The organism is Paraburkholderia gardini (genome assembly GCF_907164545.1).
GTDB classification, from domain to species: Bacteria; Pseudomonadota; Gammaproteobacteria; order Burkholderiales; family Burkholderiaceae; genus Paraburkholderia; species Paraburkholderia gardini.
Genome location: NZ_CAJQZB010000001.1, coordinates 26,874 through 41,114, shown reverse-complemented (window position 1 = coordinate 41,114; position 14,241 = coordinate 26,874). Strand labels below are relative to the sequence as shown.

Sequence of the window (14,241 nt, the reverse complement as noted above, 5' to 3'; positions counted from 1 at the left end):
CGACGATCAATCGATGTATCGCGCCACCCGCTCCCTCACACAGTGCCGGACGCCCGGATTCCATCAATCGCCAAGAACGATGCCGATGCCGGCACGCACGATCGTGCTGGTGCTGCCCGAGGACGCGACACCCGCGTTGAAATTGATCGTGCCTTTCTCGTTCCAGCGCGACACGCCAAGACCCAGCGCGGCCTGTCCGCGATAGCCCGCCACGCCCGCGTTCAGCGTCGTGCGGCCCGGCAGGTACGGCGTGACGATCTGCAACGCAGAAGCCGCGGCAATCCCCTTGCGCGTACTGCGGTCGAGATCCTGGATCGACTGGCTGGTCTGGCCGAGCGCGGCGTTCAACTGGTTGACGTTCACCGCATCCGTGCCCTGCGTGCCAGGCGCCACGTTCGTGATCTGCCGCTCGGCACCGACGCTGCCCACCGAAACCGAATTGGCCCGATCGGCCACCGAGCCGGCGCCCAGCGCGACCGCTCCATCGGCGCTCGCCGAGCTACCCCAGCCAAGCGCCGTCGCGTTCGTGGCTCGCACACTGGCGCCCGACCCGACCACGGTCGCGCCGTTTCCTGTGGCATTGGCGTTCGCGCCAAACGCGACCGCATCGGTGCCGTTCGCTACCGCGTTCGCGCCCAGAGCAGCCGCGTGTGTACCGCTTGCCAGTGCCGGTTCGTTGTCGCGGTCGCCGTTCACACTCAGGAACGGACTGCCGCCGCTCGCGATGTCGTTCGAGATTTTCCCCAGCGCGTCGGTCAACTGCCCGACGTTCACCGCGTCGGAATCGAGTGTGCCGGTCCCGACGTTATGCAGAACCGTGCCATTCGCGGCGCCGTTTCCAAACGTGACGCTGGCGTAGTCAGTCACACCGTCCTGGCTGTCGTAGGTGACGGCTGTCTTTGTGTTGCCATTGCCATCGATGACGCCTGCCTGCTTCAGCTGCGCGACGTTGACCGCGTCCGTATCCGCCGTACCGGCGGCGACGTTGGTGATCTGCCGTTCGTGCCCGACCGAGCCGACCGATACGGAATTGGCCCGGTCCGTCGTCGAATTCGCCCCGAGCGCCACCGAGTTATCGAAACCCGCCCGTGCATTGCCCCCGATTGCCACGGCATCGGCGCCCGACGCGACCGAATCGTCGCCCGTCGAATTGACGTGCACATACTTCACGCTGACGCCGGAGTTCGTGATGTTGTTCAGGATCTGCGTGAGATTCGTGATCGAATTCGTGTTGGTCGTCACGCGCCCGTCAATGTTCGTCACCACGTCGCCGATACTGTGGTACGTGTCGCCATCGATGATGTACGTGGGCTGCGTAATCGAGCCGTCCGGATTGACAGCGGTGCCCCCGCCAAGCGCATCGGCGACCGTGCTGGCCAGGTTGTACATCTGGCCACCGTTCGTGGCATCGGTACTGTTGGCCACCACCTGACCCGACGCGACGTTACCCAGATGTACGGGTGTCGTGGAATCCGAGCCACCCAGCGTAATGCCCGTGTGATCCGGATCGTCGTACATCACCGCGTCGGCGACGCTGCCCGCGACCACCGATTTCAGCTGGCTCACATTGACGGCATCGGTATCTGCCGCACCCGCTGCAACGTTCGTCACACGACGCTCATTGCCAGCCGACCCGACCGACACTTCACCGACGGGCACAGCACCCGCCACCGTGCCCGAGCCAGGCCGATACGCTGCCTGGGTAAGATCGGCTGTAGTCGTGGCGTTGGCGCCCAGCGCAACGGAATTATCCGCACTCGCCTGCGCGTTGCCGCCGATTGCGATCGACTCGTCTCCGCTCGCCACGGCATCCGCCAATGTGGAGCGTGTCTGGAAGTACTTGATGCCCACGCCGTTCTGGATATTGTTGACCACGTTCATCACGTTGGTCACATCGCCATCGATGTGCGTGATCGCGTCACCCACGCTCTGATAGGTGTCGCCACCCACCGTATACGTTGGTGGCGAGATGGCGCCGTCGGGCGTGACAGCCGAGCCGCCACCCATCGCACTCGCGACGCTGTTAGCCAGGTTGTACAGCTGCCCGCCATTAACCGCGTCTCCGCTGTTTTCCGCGACCGCGCCCGTCTTGAGGTTCGAGATGCCAACCGGGGCAGCAGAATCCGCGCCGCCCAGCGTGATGTGCCCTTTCGACGTGTCGTCGTACGTGACAAACGCATTCGTGACGTTGCCGTCGCCGTCGGTGTTGATGCCGGCCTGCCGCAACTGCCACATGTTGACGGCATCCGTATCCGCCGTACCGGCTGCGACGTTGGCCAGCTGACGTTCGTTGCCCGCCGCGCCAATGGAAACCGTGTTCGCACGATCAGCGATTGCATTGGCACCGAGCGCGACCGCGTTGTCGGCCGTGGCGCGCGCGTTGCCGCCGATCGCAGCCGACTCCACACCCTCGGCGCTCGAATCATCGAGTGTCGAGTTCACGTGCATGTACTTGATGCCCGCGCCGTTCTCGATGTTGTTGACCACGTTGGTGACGTTCGTCACCGCGCCGTCGACATGCGTGATCGCATCGCCAATGTTCGTGTAGGTGTCGCCCCCGATGTTGTACGTCGGGCCTGTCATCGAGCCATCCGGGTTGACGCTCGCGCCGCCCCCGATCGCGTCAGCAACACTGCTCGCCAGACCGTAGAACTGCCCACCGTTGATCGCATCCTGACTACTTTCGGCGACAGCGCCCGCCTTGAGGTTCGAGATGCCAACCGGGGCAGCGGAATCCGCGCCGCCCAGCGTGATGTGCCCTTTCGACGTGTCGTCATACGTGACAAACGCGTTCGTGACGTTACCATCGCCGTCGGTGTTGATGCCGGCCTGCCGCAACTGCCACATGTTGACGGCATCCGTATCCGCCGTACCGGCCGCGACGTTGGCCAGCTGACGTTCGTTGCCCGCCGCGCCAATGGAAACCGTGTTCGCGCGGTCTGCGACTGCATTGGCACCGAGCGCGACCGCGTTGTCGGCCGTGGCGCGCGCGTTGCCGCCGATCGCAGCCGAGTCCACACCCTCGGCGCTCGAATCATCGAGTGTCGAGTTCACGTGCACGTACTTGATGCCCGCGCCGTTCTCGATGTTGTTGACAATGTTCGACACGTTCGTTACCGCACCATCTACATGCGTGATCGCGTCGCCAACGTTTGTGTACGTCTCACCGCCCACTGTGTAGGCGGGCGGCGTCATCGAACCGTCCGGATTCAGTGCCGCGCCACCGCCCATCGCGTTGATCACCCCCTTCAACTGCGTGACGTTCACCGCATCGTTGTCCTGGGTGCCGCCCGCCACGTTGACGATCTGCCGCTGTGTCGTGCTGTTGCCCACCGAGACGGTGAACTCGCGATCAGCAACCGACGCACTACCCAGTGCCACGGTATCGCTCACGTTTGCCGCGGCATTCGCCCCAAGCGCCATCGAACGGTCCGCTTCGATGGCCGTGATCGCGTTCGTGCCGATAGCAGCGGAATCCTCACCGCGCGCGGTGGTCAACCCGCCCAGTGCCAATGTATTTGCGCCGTACGTTTTCGCGAAGTGACCGATCGATACCGAGTTTTCCGCGTCCGAACCAGTCGTGGCGCTACTTCCGATCGCGGTCGCGTTCAGGGCGAGCGCCCCCGCCGTTGCACCGACCGCCGTCGAACCGTCGTAGGCCGCGAACGACCCGGCGCCGATCGCCGTTGAGTTTTCGCCGATGGCCGACGATACCGGGCCAATGGCCATTGCGTTCGTCGCATCGCTGGCGTGCGTCGCGTTGCCCTGTGTCACGTTCGGGCTCACGGCGATATAGATCGTCGGGTCAGGCGCGGCGGTAAGCACAGGGGTCTGTGTAGTCGCGACCGACCCGGCAAGCAAGGTAGCGAGCATGGTCTGCATCTGTCTGGCGTCTTCCGCTTCAACAGCGCCGGCTGAGGGCGCAAGCGTCATCGCGCCAAGACCAGCCATGGCCACGGCCACGCCGGCCCGCCGTGAAGCCTTACTCCGTCTTGCCGTAGCGAGTTCCGACACAGCGACCCACGTGTTCGTGACGTCGTTCCAGACGACGCGGTGCGATTTATTCATTTGATACCTTAAGACGAGTAGTGACTGCCCGGACGACAGCCGGTGTCAACGCGGCTTCTTCGACCTGAAAAGCCACATAGAATCAACACGTCATTCGCAATCCGAATTAACAGAAACAGAACAAGAACCAGGCCGCGCACACGATCGCCATGCGCCCGCCGCCGGCCCGCCCGCGATCCGCAAAAGCATGACGTGCCCGAAAGTGCCACACCGACGCGCAGGACAGAATTCCCCTACACGTACGACAATCGAATCCTACAAATCGGGTCATCTATCAGATACAAGAAAACTCCCAAATTCCTGGAATCGACGCACAGGCGGTCCGGTTTCTGCGAGAATGCAGCGGATGTCGATGGGTATCCGACCACGCCGTTTAGTTAGTCATACAGATTTATCATGTGGATGAACATGCCTCAGAACCTGTGCCTCGACCTGCTCGAGCAGCGCGTGCATACCGGCGAGACCGGCCATGCGCTCGACCAGTTCATCGCGATCCTCGCCCATCTGCGCGCAAGGCACGGCGAACTGGGCGACGATTTCAGCGCATCGTCGATGACAGGGCTGACTGCAGCCGGGCAGCATGAGCGCTTTCTCACCCGTCTTGCGGGCGCGGCGGGTTCGCTACTGGCGAATCCCGGCTGCATCCCCACGCCGTTGCAATACGCGGCCTTACTGGGCTTGCATCCGTGGATCGGTGCGATCTTCGCGGCAACGGCACTGGGGAATGCGGACCACGTCGCGCGCTATCTGGACGGGCGCGGTGCGCAAGACGCCACCACCCCGCGCCAGGGCCCGGCCCGCTCGAAGCGCTGGCTGCTCTACTCGAACGAGTCGGATCTGGCGCTCGATCTCGACGCGCTCTGGGTCAGGAACAGCGCACTCGCCGCGGGACTCGCGCTCGCCCTGCTCTCACCCGAATTCCAGGGCTCGCCTGCCGCGCACGCCAAACGCGAGGCGCTGCTCGCCTGGTTGCCCGGCAAGCTCGCACAGATCGACGACCTCGACGCGCTGCCAACGGACATCCTGCACAACGTCTATATGTATTGCAGCTACGCGGATTCACCGGCACGGCACGCAATAAAAAAGGACGTCAACGTGCTGGTCCGGCGCAAGCTCGCGCGGCTGGGCCTCGCGGACCTCGACCCTGGGTCGGGACGGCCATCCGGGCGCGGCCGTCGAAAGCCGCTGATGATCGTTGTCGTGGAATGGTTTTCGGGCGGCCACTCGATCTACCGCACCCATTCGCGTGCAATCGAAGCGGCACGGCAGCATTTCGAGGTTGTCGGTTTCGGTTTCGGGTATGCCGTCGATGCTGCGGGGCGCGCGATATTCGACCGGTTCATCGAACTGGAGGAGCCCGACTATATCGGCGAGTGCCTGGGCACGATCCGCGAATTCGCAAAAGCCCACGAGGCGCAGGTGCTGTACATGCCGAGCGTCGGCATGTTCGTGCTGACGGTGTTCCTGTCGAATCTGCGTGTCGCGCCGTTGCAGGTAGCGGGACTCGGCCATCCGGCCACCACGCACTCCGCGCAGATCGATTATGTGAGCGTCGAGGAAGACTACGTCGGCGACCCGGCATGCTTTAGCGAAACGCTGCTGACGCTTCCTGTCGACGGGCAGCCCTATCGTCCGTCAGCCGCGCTTCCGGAAATTGTCCCGCGCGTGCCGGCACGGCGCGGCGTCGTGAAAATTATCGTCACGGCGAGCGCCATGAAGATCAATCCACGTTTTCTCGAAGCCTGCGCGCGGATTCAAAAGCGCGCAGGCGTGCCCGTGCAGTTTCATTTCATGACAGGCACACGCAACGGACTGCAGCACGCGCACATGCGCACAGTCATCGCACGCGTTCTGCCGGGCGCGCATGTTCACGGCTTTCACGATTACCCGGCCTATCTCGCGCGCGTGAACGACGCCGACATGTTTATCAGCCCGTTCCCGTTCGGCAATACAAACGGCATCGTCGATGCGCTCACGGTCGGCCTGCCGGGCGTCTGCAAGACCGGGCCCGAGGTGTTCGAGCATATCGACGGCGCGATGTTCACGCGTGCGGGCATGCCTTCGTGGACCATAGCCGGAACGGTGGATGCGTATATCGAAGCCGCTGCCCGGCTGGCGACGGACCACGGCGAGCGCGAGACGCTGCGCCAGCGGCTGATCGACGGGAAAGCGGTTGAGCGCTTCTTCGCGGGAAATGCGGCGCAATTTGGTGAACGGCTGGCCCGGTGCGTACGGTCGGCGCGGCACAGGCATCCGGCGAATGCCCAGCCGGCGATGCCCGCCGTACTATGAACCGCGCGCCAGCACCTTTTCGAGCGCCATCGAGCGGGCCGCTTCTTCGGCTTCGTCCGCCGTGTCGAACACGCTTCCGGAGATGTGAACCTGGTGCCACTCGGGCCGGTCGGCCGCGTCGCGAAAAATGCGGAACCGCGCGCAGAAGCCACGCGGATTGACAGGCACAACGTCGATGTCCACCGACGCGCCTTCTATCTGATGTCTGACAAAGCCGTCCATCATGGTCCTCCCGGTCGGCGGTGGTTCAATCGTAGCACTGTGAACCAGGCCCCGCCGTGCCACACGTATTCACAGGGAGATTTTATTCCGACGCTTCGTCGTCGGGATTCGCGAGATCGGCTGGAGCGAGCCAGCGAAACGCTGTCAGATCCGGTCCGGAGAATATGCACTCCGCAGCCGTGGCGGTGTAGACCTTCTTTTTCTTGCCGGTTGCAACAACCGCCGGCGTGCCCGAAGCGGCGACGACGCCCGAAGCCGCCACCCCGGACGCCGCTTTGGGCGGCGCCTCGAACTGACCTTCCACGACGACCCGCTCACCGCGAATGGCCGCGCCGGTATGCGAAACCGTCAGCTTCTGCGGATACTTTTCGGCGAGTTTCTCACGCGTCATCTGCTCGCACGCGTCCGAATTCCTGTAGACGGCCGTACATCCTGCCGAGAGCATCACAGCAGTCATCGCACAGGCGAGAGATAGAGTCCGAATCTTCATTGATTTTCCGTTGTTCAGGCCGCCGGCAATTGTATCGCACGGGCGCCCCACGCATGCCCCGCATCGGCCGCCATGCGCCGGAATTCACCGGCTGCGGGAAAACGCAAAACGGATGCCCCGGCCTCGATGAAATCGTCGACGAATCAACCCTTCGCTGGCTGCGGGGGTACGAGTTCGCCGACGCGTTCGAGAAGACGATGCATCGAAACGGGCTTGCGGTAGAAAACGGTCCACGGCGCGGCACTGATACCCGGCGGCGAGGAGGCCGAGACCATCATCACCGGAATCGACGCCAGCGCCGGCTGACGCTTCATCTGGAAGCACAGTTGGACGCCGTCCATGAGTGGCATGTTCCAGTCCGTGATCACGACGTCCGGGCGCTCGCGCTGCACCGAAAGCAACGCCTCGGCGCCGTTATCGGCAGTCAGCACCCGATGCCCTTCGTGCTCCAGAACGCGCTTGAGCGCTTCTATGTCGTGGACGTTGTCGTCAGCCAGTAAAACAGTGCACATGGAACTCCCGACGCGTTGACGCGTGTTCTTTCATAACGCTGTCGTCAGCAACGACTGTTCCCGCGGGAGTGATTTAATCATCCGGCATCGGCTGCGCGATTGCCGTGCCGCCACAGGCAACGGTTCACCGCGGCCAGGCGTTTGCAGGGCCCATTTTGCCTTTAACCTGAAAGCATCCGGAGTGGCGTCGATCTGACTGGTTTGTGTCACAGGATACACATCCGGCGCGGCCGCTGGCGGGCATCCTGACCTTCAAAAAACGCGTCGACGTCCGCGCCCGCCTGCGTGGATATGAACCGCGCTTCGTCGCTACATCACTACGTCACGGCCCCGCCGGCTGCACGTAAGTGCGCACACCCGCGAGCGGTGAACCGTAGCCACCGGCCTGCGTATTGTTCGGCAAACCGTTGACGAGTTGCGCGCGCGGATCGGTCGGATTCAGGTTCATCTCACCGGCCTGCTGGTTTCCGTGCGACGGATATTCGCTGCCCAGCGGCGCCTTCGGCATGAGCTTCGGATTGTTGACCGGCAGACTCAGATCGTCGGGCACGGAAAGTCCCTGTGCAACAACCGGTCCTGTCGCCGCGCACAGCGCGACGAAAACGACAGATGACAACAGCCGGGATGATCGCGACATGCTCGACTCCTTCGATATCGTGGATCGACTCATCCAGTGTAGACGATGGAAATCGCGTGCGCGGCCGCCGGCAGGCGGAACGTCCCGACCGTCTCGTTCACCTGCTGCCTCCGCGCTTCGAAGCCGGGATCAGTCGTCCCAGCTGTCCGGCAGCTTTTGCGTGAGTGTGGACACGAAGCTGGCGGTTTCCGGCCGCCCCGGGCGCGTGAAGATGTCGCGCGCCGGACCCGATTCGACCACCGCGCCGTCGGTCAGGAACACGACGTCGCGCGCGATCGATGCGGCAAGCCGCAGGTCGTGCGTCGCCATCAGCATCGTCATGCCTTCCTTCGCAAGCTGGCGCAGCACGTCGACGACTTCCGCGGCGAGCCCTGGATCGAGCGCCGAGGTCGGCTCGTCGCACAGCAGCACGTCCGGCGAAGGCGCCAGCGCCCGCGCAATCGCGACGCGCTGCTGCTGGCCGCCGGAGAGCGTCGAAGGCCACGCGTCCGATTTGTGGGCGATGCCGACTTTCGTCAGCAGTTCGTGCGCCCGCGTGCGTGCGCGCGCGACGTCCCACTTCTGCACGGTGATGAGCCCTTCCATCACGTTTTCGATGACCGTGCGATGCGGAAACAGCTGGAAATTCTGGAACACCATGCCGGTACGCCGACGGATCGCGAGCACCGCGTCGCGCGAGGGTTTTTCCGTGCGGCTGAATTCGAGCCGCTGGTCGCCGAGTTCGAGCGTGCCGGCTTCGGGAATCTCCAGCAGGTTCACACAGCGCAGGAGTGTGCTCTTGCCGCTGCCGGACGGACCGATCAGCGCCGTGACGTTGCCCTGGGCGAGCGAGAGATCGACCGCGTTCAACACCCGGTGATCGCCAAAGTACTTTTCGATTTTCTGCAGCTTGATCATCCGTTACCACCCGTGAAAAGCGCGTGGCGCCCGAAGCGTCGTTCGAGCCTGACCTGCGCCGACGACAGCACCGAACTGAACACCAGATAGATCAACGCCGCTTCCGAGTACAGAATGAGCGGCTCATACGTGACCGACGCGATGCGCTGCGCAGCCTGGAAAATTTCCGGCACGGTCAGCACGGCGGCTAGCGACGTGTCTTTCACGAGCGCGATGAACGAGTTCGACAGCGGCGGCAGTGCCACGCGCGCCGCCTGCGGCAGGATCGCGCGACGCAGCGCCTGGCCGCGCGTCATCCCCATCGAATAGGCGGCTTCCCACTGCCCTTTCGGGATCGATTCGATGACGCCGCGGATCACCTCGGAATTGTAGGCGCCGACGTTCAGCGAAAAACCGATGATGGCCGCCGTCAACGGATCGAGCACGATCCCGACATTCGGCAGCCCGTAGAAGATCACGAACAGTTGCACGAGCAACGGCGAACCGCGAATCAGCCAGACGTAGAACCGCACGATGGCGACGGCCCAGCCGGGTCCGAAAAGCCGGATCAGCGCGACGGCGAACGCCAGCGCCAGACCCAGCACGAAGGAAATCAGGGTGAGCGGCACGGTAAACACCAGCCCCGCGTACAGCAGGGGCCAGAGCGACCCACCCATCAAATGCAGCCATGCCGGCATGATTCAGGCCCGCTTCCCAGGGTTCTCAGGATTCTCGGGCATTACTTCGATACGTCCTTGCCGAAGTACTTGATCGAGATCTTGTCGTAGGTTCCGTCGGCCTTCATGTCGGCGAGTGCCTTGTTGATGGCGGCCTGCAGTTCCGGACTACCCTTGCGGATCAGGACGCCCGACTGGTCGCTGTCGGTATTGTCCAGCGCGACGATCTTCACCTTCGCGTCTGGCTTGTGCTTCTTGAAGTCGAGGTACGACAGCGAGTCGTTCACCGTCGCATCGACGCGGCCCGACGTCAGCAGATCGACCGATTCGTTGAAGCCCTGCACGGCGACCACATCCGCGCCATGCGCGAGCGCGATCTTGCCGAAGTTGCTGGTCAGCGTATTCGCCGATTTCTTGCCCTTCAGGTCGTCGAACGTCTTGATGGTGGTGTTATCCGAGCGCACGATCAGCGCCGCATGCGACGTGATGTACGGGCTCGAGAAATCGTATTTCGCCTTGCGCGCATCGGTGATCGACACTTCGTTGATGACGGCATCGTAACGGTTCGCGTCGAGGCCGGCGATCAGGCCGTCCCACTTGCCTTCGATGAATTCCGCCTTCACGCCGAGCCGCTGCGCGATCGCGCGGCCGATCTCGACGTCGAAGCCCGTCAGCTGGTTCGATGCGTCATGGAACGTGAACGGTGCGTACGTGCCTTCCGTACCGATCTTGAAGACACCGGCCGACTTGATCTGCGCGAGTTCGTCGGCAGCGAACGCCGACGTTGCGACAACTGCCTGCAGCAGGCCGATCAGCAGAATGGAACGAATCGATTTCATCAAATAGTCCTCTTGGTGTTGTGTGTCCAGCCTGAACGTGCATTGCGTGTTGGCGATGCTACCGGTCCGAAGTGCGCAGCGGACTGTAGCAAACGGGCCTTATTTCCACAAAGCATTTCAAAGGAGATCAATATTTCTTCTGGTTATAAAGCGATCGCGGTGCATTGAGACCCTAAATTGTGCCAGCGTCTTGCTTTTCGCGGTGAAACGTATCACGAAACAAAAATTGTGGAAGCCCGAAGCGTCGGGATGATTCATGCCGGAATACAAACCGGGCCCGCCCCGGTTTCGATCTGGCCACAGCACCGCTGCCGGACGGCTAGCGTGCGGGTTCGCCCTGCGCTGCATCCTCAACGGGCGCGACGTCGTAAAAGGCCATCGCGTAGTCGACGAAGGCACGCACCTTGGCGGGCATGAACTTGCGGTTGCTGTATGCCAGCCGCAACTCGATGTCGCTGTCGACCAGTTCGTAGTTTTCCAGCAAAGGCACGAGCCGGCCGTCGCGCAGTTCGTCTTCGACCAGCGAGCGCGGCAACGCGCCAAGCCCGAATCCGTGCAGCACCATCTCCTTGCGCAACGTCGCGTTGTTCGTCGATATCTCGACGTTCAGATCGACCGACGTCTCTTCATCGCCGCGCCGGAAACGCAGCGGCAAACCCTGGATCGACGGCGACAGCGCGACGAATTCGTGCCGCGCGAGATCGTCCGGTGTGTCGGGGCGCGGGTGCGTCTTCAGATAGTCGGGCGATGTCACCACGACCATCGCGATGCGCGTCAGCGGGCGCGTGATCATCTGGTCGGTCGTCAGCATGAACGGCAGCAGAATGCCGAGATCGTAGCCCTCTTCGATCAGATCGACGGGCCGCTCGCTCAGCGTGAGATCGAGATGCACCGTCGGATATTGCTTCTTGAATCCGGCTATCAGCGGCACGAGCAGATTCACGGTGACTGTCGTGTGCGCCACGACTCTCAGCACGCCCGTCGGCTCGCTGACGCCGTGGCGCGCCTGCGCTTCCAGCACGTCGAGTTCCGCGAGGAGGCGCGAACAGCCCTTGAAAAACTGTTCGGCGACTTCGGTTGTGGAGATATGCCGCGTCGAACGATGAAAGAGGCGTACACCCATGCGGGATTCGAGTTCGCTCACCGAGCGCGAAATAGCGGGCGTCGAAAGACCGTGGACCTGCGCCGCACGCGTGAAACTGCGAACTTCGACCACGGTGCAGAAGACACGCAGCGATTCGAGATGATCCATGAACGTCCTTTTGCGCGTCGCACGTGCAGTTGATCGCGCTGCAGCCGGAACGCGCGAAACGTGACGACGCCCCGATGCATGAAGGCGTGCAGGAATATTGTAGGCGTCGGCGGACAAACGCGTGGCAGGCGGTCCAGAATGCTTACAGACGCGAGGAAAACAGTGCCATGCACAGCGCTGTCGCGGTGCGCGGCAGGATCGCGCCAAAGGTGGGAGAATCACAGGCCCGGTCGCGCAAATGCGGCCCGGCGCCTTTCATGCACCGACCACGCAGGACATACGATCATGTTTCAGGGAACCGTCTCCGCCGCGTTGCCAAAACGCGAGTTCTATATCGAGCTGACTGCGCAGGCGCGCGGTCTCCTCGCCGGTGAAACGAATCTCGTCGCCAACGCCGCGAATCTTTCCGCGCTGCTCTTTAACGCGATGCCGGATGTGAACTGGGCAGGCTTCTATTTTCTCGTCGAAGGCGAACTCGTCGTCGGGCCGTTTCAGGGCAAGCCCGCCTGCGTGCGTATCGCGATGGGTCGCGGCGCATGCGGCACCGCCGCGCAAACCCGCGAGACGCAACTCGTACCGGACGTCCAGGCGTTCCCCGGTCATATTGCGTGCGATTCGGCATCGCGCTCGGAACTGGTCGTGCCGCTCGTGATGCCCGATGGCGCGGTGCTTGGCGTGCTCGATATCGACAGCCCGCTAACCGCCCGTTTCACCGAGGAAGACCGCGACGGCATCGAGGCCGTCGCCGCCGTGCTGGTTGCGACGCTCGCGCCCGCGGGCGCCGTGCTGTAGCGGGTTTTCCTCGCACCATAAAAAAACCGGATGCCCTGAATGGACATCCGGTTTTCACTGCCGTGTACCGCGCGATACGCGCACGCTCAACGTACCACCGGCTCCACTTCCTTGAGGCGATTGGCAACCCGGATCGCCTCGAAATACGCCGGGTTCGGCGGCCGTTTCAAATAGCGCCCCGCGCCACGCTGCGCCCGCAGATCGCCGTTGGCCCACGCCACGTAGCCGCGCGAAAGCGTATGCGTCGCCACGCCCTGCACGTTCATCCCTTCGAACACGTTGAAGTCGACGTTCTGGTGATGCGTCTTCACGGAGATCGTGCGTGTCGCCTGTGGGTCCCAGACGACGAGGTCCGCGTCGGCGCCCACTTCGACCGCGCCCTTGCGCGGATAGAGGTTGAAAATCTGCGCGGCGTTGGTCGACGTCACGCGCACGAACTCGTTCGGCGTCAGGCGCCCGGTGTTCACGCCGTGATGCCAGAGAATCGACATGCGGTCCTCGACGCCGCCGCATCCGTTCGGGATCTTCGTGAAGTCTTCACGTCCCATCGCTTTCTGCGAAGCGCAGAACACGCAGTGATCCGTCGCCGTCGTGTGCAGATGGCCGCCCTGCAGGCCGCGCCATAACGCATCGCGATGCTCCTTCGTGCGAAACGGCGGGCTCATCACGTGCGCGGCCGCGCGTCCCCAGTCGGTGTCGCGATACACCGATTCGTCGATCACGAGATGGCCGGCAAGCACTTCGGCGAACACGCGCTGGCCTTCGCTGTGCGCGCGGATCACGGCGTCGAGCGCGTCTTTCGCCGACACGTGCACGATATACACCGGCACGCCGAGTACCTGCGCGATACGGATCGCGCGATTGGCCGCTTCGCCCTCCACTTCCGGCGGCCGCGACAACGGATGCGCCTCCGGTCCCGTGAAGCCACGCGCCAGCAACTGACGCTGCAACTGGAACACCAGTTCGCCGTTTTCCGCGTGCACGGTAGGCAGCGCGCCGAGTTCGAGCGCGCGTGCGAAGCTGTTCACGAGAATTTCGTCGTCGGCCATGATCGCGTTCTTGTAGGCCATGAAGTGCTTGAAGCTCGATACACCGTGCTCGTGCACGAGCGTGCCCATGTCGCGATGCACCGATTCGTCCCACCATGTCACCGCGACGTGAAAGCCGTAATCGGATGCGGCCTTCTCCGCCCAGCCGCGCCATTCGTTGAACGCCGCCATCAACGGCTGACGCGGCGACGGAATCACGAAGTCGATGATGCTCGTCGTGCCGCCCGCGAGACCGGCTGCCGTGCCGCTATAGAAGTCGTCGCTGGCGGTCGTGCCCATGAACGGCAGTTCCATGTGCGTGTGCGGATCGATGCCGCCTGGCATCACGTACTGCCCGCCGGCATCGATGACGGTCGCGCCGGCGGGCGCCGTGAGATCGACGCCGATCTGCGCGATCGTGCCGCCTTCCGCGCTGTCATGACACAACACGTCGGCGCGATAAGTCTGGTTGGCGTCGACTACCGTCCCGCCACGAATCAGGGTTGCCATGCTGCCGTCTCCTTCAGTTGACCCTCGACCGCCATACATCCATCAC

The 14,241-nt window shown here is 63.3% G+C and carries 12 protein-coding genes; 2 read left to right on the top strand and 10 right to left on the bottom strand.

Annotated features, from left to right (window positions below):
• Window positions 1–63 precede the first annotated feature (63 nt).
• Window positions 64–4,068 carry an ESPR-type extended signal peptide-containing protein gene (locus LPA37_RS00155; protein ID WP_229010972.1) on the bottom strand — a complete coding sequence of 1,335 codons (4,005 nt, stop codon included), beginning with the start codon at window positions 4,066–4,068 and terminating at the stop codon, window positions 64–66.
• A 408-nt stretch (window positions 4,069–4,476) separates the two neighbouring features.
• Between LPA37_RS00155 and LPA37_RS00150 the strand changes: the two genes are divergently transcribed.
• Complete coding sequence (locus tag LPA37_RS00150) at window positions 4,477–6,360, top strand: glycosyl transferase family 1 (RefSeq protein WP_229010971.1); 1,884 nt, start codon at window positions 4,477–4,479, stop codon at window positions 6,358–6,360.
• Here LPA37_RS00150 and LPA37_RS00145 read toward each other — a convergent pair.
• The 8 genes from LPA37_RS00145 to LPA37_RS00110 all read right to left on the bottom strand — a co-directional run bounded on the left by LPA37_RS00145 (window position 6,355) and on the right by LPA37_RS00110 (window position 11,865).
• Complete coding sequence (locus tag LPA37_RS00145; RefSeq protein ID WP_228975921.1) at window positions 6,355–6,543, bottom strand: hypothetical protein; 189 nt, start codon at window positions 6,541–6,543, stop codon at window positions 6,355–6,357. The genes LPA37_RS00150 and LPA37_RS00145 overlap by 6 nt on opposite strands.
• 121 nt (window positions 6,544–6,664) lie before the next feature.
• The gene (locus tag LPA37_RS00140) at window positions 6,665–7,072 is read right to left on the bottom strand and encodes a hypothetical protein (protein ID WP_228975923.1); all 408 of its coding nucleotides are present in this window, start codon (window positions 7,070–7,072) and stop codon (window positions 6,665–6,667) included.
• 143 nt (window positions 7,073–7,215) lie between these two features.
• Complete coding sequence (locus tag LPA37_RS00135) at window positions 7,216–7,584, bottom strand: response regulator (protein WP_228975925.1); 369 nt, start codon at window positions 7,582–7,584, stop codon at window positions 7,216–7,218.
• Between the two features lie 322 nt (window positions 7,585–7,906).
• The gene (locus LPA37_RS00130) at window positions 7,907–8,221 is read right to left on the bottom strand and encodes a hypothetical protein (protein ID WP_229010968.1); all 315 of its coding nucleotides are present in this window, start codon (window positions 8,219–8,221) and stop codon (window positions 7,907–7,909) included.
• Between the two features lie 129 nt (window positions 8,222–8,350).
• Window positions 8,351–9,118 carry an amino acid ABC transporter ATP-binding protein gene (locus LPA37_RS00125; protein WP_228975929.1) on the bottom strand — a complete coding sequence of 256 codons (768 nt, stop codon included), beginning with the start codon at window positions 9,116–9,118 and terminating at the stop codon, window positions 8,351–8,353.
• A complete protein-coding gene (locus LPA37_RS00120; protein ID WP_228975931.1) occupies window positions 9,115–9,795 on the bottom strand; it encodes an amino acid ABC transporter permease in 681 nt (226 codons plus the stop codon). Before LPA37_RS00120 ends, LPA37_RS00125 begins: the two co-directional genes overlap by 4 nt.
• A 41-nt stretch (window positions 9,796–9,836) precedes the next feature.
• On the bottom strand, window positions 9,837–10,613 hold the full coding sequence (locus LPA37_RS00115; RefSeq protein WP_228975934.1) for an amino acid ABC transporter substrate-binding protein: 777 nt from the start codon (window positions 10,611–10,613) through the stop codon (window positions 9,837–9,839).
• A 319-nt stretch (window positions 10,614–10,932) separates the two neighbouring features.
• Window positions 10,933–11,865, bottom strand: coding sequence for a LysR family transcriptional regulator (locus tag LPA37_RS00110; RefSeq protein ID WP_228975935.1), 933 nt, complete (start codon window positions 11,863–11,865; stop codon window positions 10,933–10,935).
• Window positions 11,866–12,150: 285 nt separating this feature from the next.
• Between LPA37_RS00110 and LPA37_RS00105 the strand changes: the two genes are divergently transcribed.
• Window positions 12,151–12,657, top strand: a complete 507-nt coding sequence (locus tag LPA37_RS00105; protein WP_229010966.1) for a GAF domain-containing protein — start codon at window positions 12,151–12,153, stop codon at window positions 12,655–12,657.
• 86 nt (window positions 12,658–12,743) lie between these two features.
• Here the strand turns inward: LPA37_RS00105 and hydA are convergent, their stop codons facing one another.
• Window positions 12,744–14,195, bottom strand: a complete 1,452-nt coding sequence (gene hydA / locus LPA37_RS00100) for a dihydropyrimidinase (RefSeq protein WP_228975939.1) — start codon at window positions 14,193–14,195, stop codon at window positions 12,744–12,746.
• Between the last annotated feature and the right edge of the window lie 46 nt (window positions 14,196–14,241).

Excerpts from the sequence above, each read along its gene's own strand:
- LPA37_RS00155 (WP_229010972.1), bottom strand. The coding sequence starts at position 4,068 with ATGAATAAATCGCACCGCGTCGTCTGGAACGACGTCACGAACACGTGG.
- LPA37_RS00105 (WP_229010966.1), top strand. The coding sequence starts at position 12,151 with ATGTTTCAGGGAACCGTCTCCGCCGCGTTGCCAAAACGCGAGTTCTAT.
- LPA37_RS00130 (WP_229010968.1), bottom strand. The coding sequence starts at position 8,221 with ATGTCGCGATCATCCCGGCTGTTGTCATCTGTCGTTTTCGTCGCGCTG.
- LPA37_RS00120 (WP_228975931.1), bottom strand. The coding sequence starts at position 9,795 with ATGCCGGCATGGCTGCATTTGATGGGTGGGTCGCTCTGGCCCCTGCTG.
- LPA37_RS00115 (WP_228975934.1), bottom strand. The coding sequence starts at position 10,613 with ATGAAATCGATTCGTTCCATTCTGCTGATCGGCCTGCTGCAGGCAGTT.
- LPA37_RS00135 (WP_228975925.1), bottom strand. The coding sequence starts at position 7,584 with ATGTGCACTGTTTTACTGGCTGACGACAACGTCCACGACATAGAAGCG.
- LPA37_RS00150 (WP_229010971.1), top strand. The coding sequence starts at position 4,477 with ATGCCTCAGAACCTGTGCCTCGACCTGCTCGAGCAGCGCGTGCATACC.
- hydA (WP_228975939.1), bottom strand. The coding sequence starts at position 14,195 with ATGGCAACCCTGATTCGTGGCGGGACGGTAGTCGACGCCAACCAGACT.
- LPA37_RS00140 (WP_228975923.1), bottom strand. The coding sequence starts at position 7,072 with ATGAAGATTCGGACTCTATCTCTCGCCTGTGCGATGACTGCTGTGATG.
- LPA37_RS00125 (WP_228975929.1), bottom strand. The coding sequence starts at position 9,118 with ATGATCAAGCTGCAGAAAATCGAAAAGTACTTTGGCGATCACCGGGTG.
- LPA37_RS00110 (WP_228975935.1), bottom strand. The coding sequence starts at position 11,865 with ATGGATCATCTCGAATCGCTGCGTGTCTTCTGCACCGTGGTCGAAGTT.